3 protein-coding genes and 1 riboswitch are annotated in these 6,520 nt (G+C 44.6%); of the genes, 1 reads left to right on the forward strand and 2 read right to left on the reverse strand.

Annotated features, from left to right (window positions below; translation table 11 throughout):
• Positions 1–3: 3 nt before the first annotated feature.
• Positions 4–80, reverse strand: a riboswitch (cyclic di-GMP riboswitch).
• Between the two features lie 204 nt (positions 81–284).
• Positions 285–470 (forward strand): hypothetical protein, encoded by a 186-nt coding sequence (locus tag B4C70_RS06120; RefSeq protein ID WP_290777593.1) that lies wholly within the window; start codon positions 285–287, stop codon positions 468–470.
• Positions 471–557: 87 nt separating this feature from the next.
• Here the strand turns inward: B4C70_RS06120 and B4C70_RS06125 are convergent, their stop codons facing one another.
• Together B4C70_RS06125 and B4C70_RS06130 are read right to left on the reverse strand one after the other, a co-directional pair.
• Positions 558–5,600: a hypothetical protein gene (locus tag B4C70_RS06125; RefSeq protein ID WP_290777597.1), complete on the reverse strand. Its 5,043-nt coding sequence runs from the start codon at positions 5,598–5,600 to the stop codon at positions 558–560.
• Between the two features lie 292 nt (positions 5,601–5,892).
• Positions 5,893–6,153 (reverse strand): hypothetical protein, encoded by a 261-nt coding sequence (locus B4C70_RS06130; protein WP_290777600.1) that lies wholly within the window; start codon positions 6,151–6,153, stop codon positions 5,893–5,895.
• Positions 6,154–6,520: the final 367 nt, after the last annotated feature.

Raw genomic sequence — 6,520 nt, forward strand, 5'->3', positions numbered from 1 at the left:
TCCTTTGGGAACTGGCTGCCATGTGAAAGGCCCTATAGTTTTGCGTCACTAGCTTTCGCTGAGCTTTGCCATTATCAGTGAGGTCATACAGGATAAAAGTAACATATTAAAAGAAAAATTTTCAATTCTACTTTAAAATTAGGTGAATACTGCTTTTTATTAATTCACTCTATAATTACCCCATTTTACGAAGAACTACCTCACTCACAAGATTAATCTGATTAATATGTTATACTAAATAATGTAAAATTAGTGACTATGCCAAATCTTTAAGGAGTGAACGTATGTCGAATCGAAAAAAAGACTATCTGATTTCTTTATTGATCGTCATGTTCGCATCCATTGTCATCTTTGCACTTGACTTACCAAAAGGAACTAGTCTTGCTGCGATTCTGATCGCCGTGATTCTTTCCGTTTTCTTGTACGAATTTCGCTTACTCACTCAAGATAAAGCAAAACATAAAAATTAATAATCAATAAAAAGTGCCCAGAATTCTTCACGACGAAGAATTCTGGGCACTTTTAAGTATGCATTTTTCCAGTTGAGTTGAGTCACATTACTGAGATGTAAGATTCATTTGATTAGTCCAATACGTAAACGTCTTATCGTCTTTTTTCGTCTCTTCTCTCGTAAATCCTTCTGCCTCGACGATGACGTTGCTATTTCCTTCAACATATTCCTCAGAGACAATTTGTTCTGCTTCCTCGAGTCGACCACTCTTAAAGATCAATTGGGCAGGAAGATCAGAATCCGTTCCACTCCCTAACGCGACATTGATACCGTACCAAACGTTCTTTGATGTGTTGACGTTGTTTGCTGTTACACGCGATCGATTGACGATGATACCAGCATTGTCATTATCACGACTTGTTACATTCGTAAGCGTCACGTCTTGGGACCGATAAATATTGATACCGCTCCCGATTGATTTTTCGATGATCATGTCTTTTACCTGAACTGCTTCTTTCACATTGACGATCGATAGAAGATGTTTCGCCGAATTCGTTTGTGACTCGAAAGAGTCTGTCCGTCCTAACTGTGCATGATTCTCGCCTTGAAGCGTGACCGCTTTATCCAACACGAGCTGTTCATGTAAGAGATGTTGACCATTGACGATGACCGTGTCCCCAGCTTGTGCGGCATTCACCGCTTGATGTAATGTCAGAAATTGTCGGGTAGTGCTTTTGTTTTCAAGATAGAATCCTGGAAGTCGCTTTGCGTCGCGCTTCGTCCAATACGACGATGTCCCTTCCACTTTATGTTCTGTATAATCCGCTGTCACTGACACATTTCGTGTGTCAGAGGGGCTCGCAACGATCGCATATTCTTCTGCCAGATCCCCGCTCTCTAATTTAAAGATGGATGATTCTTTCACTCCCTTGCCTGGTGCTACACCCACCCCGTACCACTTGTTTCCCGATGTATGGAATGACTGACCCTTGACCGTCGAACCGTTGACAATCAAACCAGCTGCTTCATTGTCCCGACTCGTGACATTTTCAAGACTGACGTTTGAAGAACGATAGACGTTAATCCCGTTTCGAGCCGACTTCACGACGTCCAGATTCTCAAGTAGGACGGCTCCATTTCCTGCATCGATCGTGATCAAGTTCTCGCTGTTGACGTCCGTCGTCTTTAAGAATGTTTCAGACGGCATGATTTGTGCTCGACCATCGAAAGATCGGATGTTTAGCGCCTTATTGATCAAAACTTGCGTCATGACTTTCGCATCTCCATTGAGCCAGACCGTATCGCCCGCTCCTGCTTTTAAAACAGCTTCATTCAACGTTTGATGACTCACCAACTGACGTTCTGATCCAGCAATGGATTGTACATAGACACCTTTCGGCAGCTCATTCCAGTACGCTACTCCCTTTTCGCCTTGCACGCGGTAGTAATCGTTTCCGTTCTCACTGAGATCGATTTCAACCTTATCTTGGATTAGACCTTTATCCGCATAGACTGCCAATTTTTCTAATAGTTTCCCTCGATTTAAAATGAACTTCGCCGGTGTCGTGACACCTGTTCCTTGATCGACGTTGACACCGTACCAGAGATTCCCCTCCGTTTCGAGTCCGTTTGCTGTAACGATTGATCCGTTGACGACTAGCCCTGCTGCTGTGTTGTTTAAGAGCTTGACTTGCTCGAGCGTCACGTCTTTTGATTGATACGCCTGGATACCAGAGCGAAGTGACTTCTCAATCGTCAGATTCTGAATCGAGACAGGTTCTGTGACGTTTTCGATGGAGATCAGGTTCTTCGATGGATTGTAGTCCTTATCGTCCGCTTTTACGATCTTGAAATTCGCTGCTGGCATCAAGCGGCCATCCTGTTCTCCTTTCAGGGTGATCGCTTTGTTGATGACCAGTTGTTCCTTTAGTGCTATCGTGCCGTTAATCAAAATCGTATCACCTACTTTAGCGGCACTCACAGCTGCTTGTGGCGTCGAGTATTGTTTCGTCTCTTTTGAACTGACGACATAAACACCATTGCGTCTGTCCTGAGAAGTCGACCAGTATTTCTTTGTCGTTCCTTCGATCGCATGTTCCCTGAACGATGTTGGAACATTGACGCGTACTTGCTGATTGGCAACATCTGAGACAACCTCGTATTCTTCTTCCAGCACACCGGATTTCAGTGTAAAGTCCGAGACCTCATTCACATTTACACCTGAATCGACATTGACACCGTACCAAGCATTTTTTGACGTATGCAATCCTTCTGCCGTCACCTTCGATCCGTTGACGATCAGTCCTGCTGCCGCGTTCTCAAAACTCTTGATCTCCTGTAATGTCACGTCCGACGAACGATACGCTTGGACGCCTGTCGCATACGATTTTTGGAATGTCAGACCATTCAATAGGACAGGTGCCTGTACTCCGTTGATTGAGACAAGGTTATCAAGCGGGCGACTACCGGTCTTCTTAAATGCGGCAGATGGCTCCAAGACGGCTCCTGATCCATTGATCGTCATTCCTTTCGTGATTGCTAGTTGTTCTGCCAAGGCGTACGTACCGTCTTTCAAATCAAGTTGTGTACCTTCTGGTAGATTCGCAAGTAACGGTGTCAATTCCGCCGCACTTCGGTTCGATACCGTGACGTCTAGATTGTTTACCTCGATATTTGCCCCACTAGCGTTCTTTATCGGCAAATACGCTTCTCCCTCGACCGATGCCTCTGCATAATCTAAATCGACATTCTGCAATCGAAGCGTTAAGTTCGGACTAGCTCCTCCTGTCGTGATTCGCCCTTTATCAATGCGAGTGTTCTCGATTGTCGCTGTCGTCGTTTGTTTGTCCGTACTGAAATAGATACTACCAGCGAAATTTCGGTCGAATTCATCTGTGTCGACTATTGTATTTGGCATGATATGCGCATCACGTAACGTAAAGTCCGTACCAAGCACTTCGATTACTTTATTGACTTCGACTTTTGGCATCAAAGAGAGTTTTTCGAGTGTGACGCCATCCGCGATGACTGTAACCAGATTCTGAGTCGCCCAGTTGCCGTTCTTACTGAATTCATCCCCATAGAGACGTGTGTTTTTTTCCCCTACGATTCGAAGATCCTTTTGAACAATCGGGAAGTAGTATCCAGTCTGATTACCATGAGTGATATTTTTATTTGGTTTCAGAGCATAGTCTCCACTTTGAATGAACCAAAGTTTGTCCTGTGCCGCTTGTTCCGTTTCATTTTGTTTAGCGATGGCATCGGCTAACTCTTCACTTGTTCCAATGACTTTATCTGCGTGATAAAGTCGCGTCAAATCACTATCCTGATGCAATGTGTGACCCGCGACATACAACGGTGTCTTCCACGTCAACGTGTTCGAGAATGCGAGTCCGGATTTGCACTCTTCGATGTTCCAAGTAGCGTCTTTGACGTCCACTGTCCCCTCACCTAGAATCGTGAGTTCACCGTCATCCGTACGTATGTTTCCCGTCAGTGTCAATGTGATACCCTCTGGTACATAAAACGTTTTCGCGGTCGTCATCTTGCGCCCGTCAATCGTCACATCTTCCGTGATCTCGAATCGCGTATTACTTGCGCTATCTAGGTAATTATTGAGGAGTTTCGTAAAGCTCGGCGGTGTGACGACACCTCCACCGCCAGTACCACCACTTGGAGGTGTGACAGGTGGCGTAACAGGAGGTGGTGCTGGCGGATCGACCGGAGGTTTTGTCGGTGGAATGACGCGTGTCTCTTCGACCTTCACCTCATCAACGACCGTCGTTCCTGTGTCGATTGTTCCTTTGTTCGTTGCCGTCTCTTCAATTTTCGTTATATGCGGTAGCGCGATACTTGTTGCCGAAGAAGAGTCGAGCGTGACGGTTTCAATCGGTGCCGTTCCTTTAATCGAGAGCGTCGCTCCTGTCGTCTGAACTTGCATCGCATTCGTTGGCGTGTTCAGCGTCAACTCTTTCATGGCACCAGCGAGCGTCAGTGTACCGATCCCTTTTCCACCACCGACTTGGAGTGAAGCATTCGCAATCAATTTCTCAATCATGATGTTTTGACCTAACGTCAATGCCGTCTCGCCGAGCGTTTGTAGTTGCATCACAGGGGCATCGAGTAACACCGTTCCGCCTTTGATATCCACACGATTCACAGGCTTCGTACCTATATACTGAGCTGACTTTTCAAGAGTAAGAGTCTCTACTGTAATCTGTTTTCCGAACAGCAGCTTCGACTGGTCTCCGACCGCTGTCACTTGCTTGACGTCACCAGATACATTCATGTGAAGGGTAGCATCGCTTCGCTTCGTCACCAGTTGATCGATGTTCGTCGTTCCGGTAACACTTAACTGTTTGGACTCGGAATCGAGCGTCCCGATCGATCCGTTGAGTATTAACTGACTGACATCCGTCTGTGTGTTGATCCGAGAGATTTTTTGTCCCTTCAGGATGTGTAACGTACCGTTCGCTCGGACGTCGACTGTGTTCACGCGAGATTGATTACCAAAGAGGACGTTAGTATTTTTTCGATTCAACTCAACGGATTGAAACGTACTTTGATCGAGTTCCAGCTTCGGTTTCGTGATCGCCTGTTTCGTCACCCTGTTCGTCTTGCTGCCGTGAAGCAGACGCGTCGATTGAACGCCGGTCATTTTTACGAGCGTCTTAGCTCGATCCGATACGTTCACTTCGACCGCCTTGATGTTACGAACCGTTACGTAATCCGCGTTGATGATTAGATTTCCTGTCAGCGTCGTTTGAAGTCCTTCCAACACAAGATTGCGTTCCAGTTTCTTGCTTGATTTGGATGGTTTTCCGGAAGTGTTCAATTCAATCGTATGTAGTCGTAACACACGTCCTTTTGTGTCGTAGGTAAATGCTAGGCGTGCTTGTTTTAATATATGTTTATTCTTTTGGAAGAATGTCGCTTGTGCTTTTGAGAGCTGATAGGTCTTCTTCCCGATTTGTAAGGACTGTTGGTCAATCCGTGTCAGTGAGCTAAGCTTCAGCATCTTACCCACTGTTTTTTGTTTGACCGATTGCTGCGTCGCTGCCTGTACCGATAGTACGGGAGTCGGAATGATGGAAAATAGTGTGGCCGCCAATGCGACCTGTGTCATGGACCGATGGAATGATAATGGCATTTCGTTTCCTCCTGATGATAGGTATTCCTACCCATAATGATGATGCTATGAATAGAATAGGAGAATGAAACGCCATTGTATATACATTTAAGGTTAATATTTTACATATTATCCCTTTAAAAACTTTTTATTTCTAGGTTGATAAAAAAATCAAATTGTTCATTTCCACCATTTCGAAATTTTATTACATCAAGAAGGTGAATTCATTAAAAATGAATACTTGTTTCTGAACACGAAATAGCAGGTGACATATTCCTACGCCACCTGCTATGAGCATATATTTACCTATTAATTAAAAGCTGGCGAAAATCAATTCACGTGTCAAATCGAGCGCACTGCTTTCTTCGCCAAAAAACTTATAATAGTAATAGACGATTTTTCTGATCAACCAACGTACGAATCCACTAATCATGCGGATGACGAATCCCAACAAGCCGATTCGCCAAAGGATGAAGCCGCCGACTATAAGAAATACGAAACAGCCGCATCCCACTGGTCCTGTCAGTCTTAAGATAATCGCTAGAATGATGATTCCGATGATGACGTAAAGCATATGATCGTTCTCCTCCATCAATGTAATTTCTTTAGCCTTATTTTCCTTACTCAGCTATTCGTACTGAGCACACACGTATAAAGGCAACGCGTTTTACGTGCTATATCAGTTATCAGACAAACGGAAGATCCCATGATGAGACCTTCCGACGAACCGCTTTATATTATCGCTTACTTACAGTGATAAACTTCACGTTATCTTGTTTATCAAAGCACACTTCCACGGATAGATTTTTTAATTGATACTCATAGTAACTTTTGACCGAATACTTTGCGAACGTCTTATTGGACTTTGAAAAATGACGTGGTACGGAAGAAGAATATGTCTCGGATGTCTCAGGTTTGCCAAAGGCAGATTTAATCTCCCA

The sequence above is a fragment of the Exiguobacterium sp. UBA5002 genome (assembly GCF_002396765.1).
Lineage (GTDB): Bacteria > Bacillota > Bacilli > Exiguobacteriales > Exiguobacteriaceae > Exiguobacterium_A.